The organism is Limnohabitans sp. (assembly GCF_044373035.1).
Taxonomy (GTDB): Bacteria; Pseudomonadota; Gammaproteobacteria; order Burkholderiales; family Burkholderiaceae_C; genus Limnohabitans_A.
This window is the reverse complement of record NZ_JBILQU010000206.1, coordinates 1-2897: the sequence shown is the minus strand read 5'-3', so window position 1 is coordinate 2897 and position 2897 is coordinate 1. Positions and strand designations below refer to the sequence as shown.

2 protein-coding genes are annotated in these 2897 nt (G+C 58.0%); both read left to right on the top strand.

Annotated elements, in window-relative coordinates; all coding sequences use genetic code 11:
- Positions 1-1974 (top strand): U32 family peptidase (locus tag ACIQ47_RS15940; protein WP_396439013.1); only part of this gene is annotated, 1974 nt, incomplete at its 5' end.
- A 137-nt stretch (positions 1975-2111) separates the two neighbouring features.
- A partial coding sequence (locus ACIQ47_RS15935; protein WP_396439012.1) for a hypothetical protein occupies positions 2112-2897 on the top strand: 786 nt, incomplete at its 3' end.

The window sequence follows — 2897 nt, the reverse complement described above, 5'->3', positions numbered from 1 at the left end:
GCCATGCAGCCTCACCACCTCGAACTCCTCGCCCCCGCCCGCACCTTCGAGATTGGCATCGAAGCCATCAACCATGGCGCCGATGCGGTCTATATTGGCGGCCCGTCTTTTGGAGCGCGCTCCACGGCGGACAACTCGGTGCAAGACATTGCCAAACTGGTGCAATACGCCCACCGCTTTCACAGCCGCATCTTTGTCACACTCAACACCATCTTGCGCGACGATGAAATCGAAGGGGCGCGCAAACTGGCCTGGCAGCTTTACGACGCGGGGGTGGACGCGCTGATCGTGCAAGACATGGGACTGCTTGAGATCGACATGCCGCCGATCCAACTGCACGCCAGCACGCAAACCGACATCCGCACCCCCGAAAAAGCCAAGTTCTTGCAAGACGCGGGTTTGAGCCAGATCGTGCTGGCGCGTGAGCTGACGCTGCCGCAAATTGCCGCCATCCGTGACGTGATCGACACCGAGCGCACCGTGATTGAATTTTTTGTGCACGGTGCTTTGTGCGTGGCCTACAGCGGCCAGTGCTTCATCAGCCATGCCCATACCGGGCGCAGCGCCAACCGGGGTGACTGCTCCCAAGCCTGCCGCCTGCCCTATGAGGTCAAAGACGCACAAGGCCGCATCGTGGCGCACGACAAGCATGTGCTGAGCATGAAGGACAACAACCAGAGCGAGAACTTGCGCGATTTGGTGGATGCAGGCATTCGCAGCTTCAAGATCGAAGGCCGCTACAAGGACATGGCCTATGTGAAAAACATCACGGCCCATTACCGCAAGTTGTTTGACGAAGTGCTCAACGAACGTCCTGAGCTGGCTGCAGCCTCGCACGGCCGCAGCACCTTCAGCTTCGAGCCCGACCCGAACCAGAACTTCAACCGCGAGTTCACCGACTACTTTGTGCAGGGCCGCAAGGAAGACATTGGCGCGTTTGACACCCCCAAAAACCCCGGCCAGCCGATTGGCTGGGTCAGCCAGGTCACGCCCGCGCACGTCGAGATCACCACCGACGACCCGGCCACCGAACTGCACAACGGCGATGGCCTGTGTTACTACGACCTGCAAAAAGAATTAGTGGGCTTGCAGATCAACCGCGCCGAGGCCGCCAAAGCCAAGGGGGTGTGGAAGCTTTTCCCCAAAGACCCCATGGGCGGCTTCAAGGACCTGCGCCAAGGCGTGCAGGTCAACCGCAACCGCGACATGAGCTGGGTGCGCAAGCTGGACAAAAAGTCTGCGCAACGGCGCATGGGCGTTTGGATGCAGTTGGCTGAAACCGCCGGCGGTCTGCAACTGACCCTGACCGACGAAGTGGGCCACACCGGCACGGCCGATCTGGCCATGGCCTGGCAAGCACCCAAAGACCCAACGCAGGCCGTGGACAAACTCAAAACCGCTTTGGGCAAACTGGGCGACACCCTGTTCGAGCCGCTGGATGTGCAAGTCGCCCTGCCCCGCCCCTGGTTTGTGCCGCCTTCACTGCTCAATGCTTTTCGCCGAGATGCCGTGCAGGCGCTCGAAAACGCTCGCAACCAAGGCCTGCATCGCCTGCCGCGTGCGGTGCCAGTGGAGCCGCCTGTCGCTTACCCTGAAGACACGCTGACCTATCTGGCCAATGTGTTCAACCAAAAAGCGCGCGATTTTTACGCCAAACACGGCGTGAAAGTGATTGATGCAGCCTATGAAAGCCAAGAAGAATTGGGCGAAGTCAGCCTGATGATCACCAAGCACTGCGTGCGTTTCAGCTTGAGCCTGTGCCCCAAACAAGCCAAAGGCGTGACCGGTGTGCAAGGCACAGTGAAAGCCGAGCCCATGCAGCTGATCAACGGCAAGGAAAAACTGACCCTGCGCTTTGACTGCAAGCCCTGCGAAATGCATGTGGTGGGCAAGATCAAAAAATCGGTGTTGAACGCCGTTCCCGAAAGCCCGGTGCAGTTTTACAAGACGCGGCCGGTGGTGGGCTTGCACTGAAGCGGCCATACTGATTTTTTAAAAACTCCTGAACATTTGCCGACCATGGGCGCTTGCCTTGGCGGCTGCAGGGGACGGATAAATCGTTCAAAATTTAACCAAAATCCCCTACGCCCGCCAAATTCTCTATTGCCTGCATGGCCGCCCATTACATCCAAAGCCTTTTCATTTTTTACGCCATCTTCTCTCTTTTGGGCGGTTTGGCAGCTTCGGTGTATTTTTCACGTTTGGACAGCTCGGCCCGATATTGGGTAGTGGGCGCCTTGTTGGCAGGCTTGTCAGCATTGGCCACCGTTTTTCGCAACGATCTGCCACTGCTGTGGTCCTACAGCATTCCGATTGGCTTGACCGCCATGAGCCACATGCTGATGGGATTGGGGATTGCCCGTTTGTACAACAAAGGCCCCCAACATTGGCGGCTGCTGGGCCTCACCCTGGGCACGCTGGTCTTTATTGCAGCCATGGAATGGAGTCGCCTGCATGCAGGTCCCGAGCTGACTTTGCTTTTATCTGGGGGCTGTTTTGGTGTCACCTCTTTGTGGGGGGCTTATTTCGCGCATGTCCATTACCAACAGACTGCCAACCGTTTTTCCATGCACATGTGCTGGGTCATGTCCGTCATGGGCCTGATCCATTTGATGCGCACGCAAGGCTTTGTCACGGGCTGGGGCTTGAACACCTTTGGCCAAGAGGCGTGGAACTATGGCATCTGGACGAGCGCCTTCTTGGCAGGAACGCTGCGTTACTTTGTCTACTTCGGCATACGCGTCCAGGAGCAAGCCGACGAAAGACTGAAAGTGATGACCGCATTGGTCCGCGAAGAAGAGGGGCATCGTGTGGTGAACCGATTGGCGCAACAGGACCGCCAGCACAGTCTTGGGGTGATGTCCGCCTCGTTTGCCCATGAGTTGAACCAGCCCTTG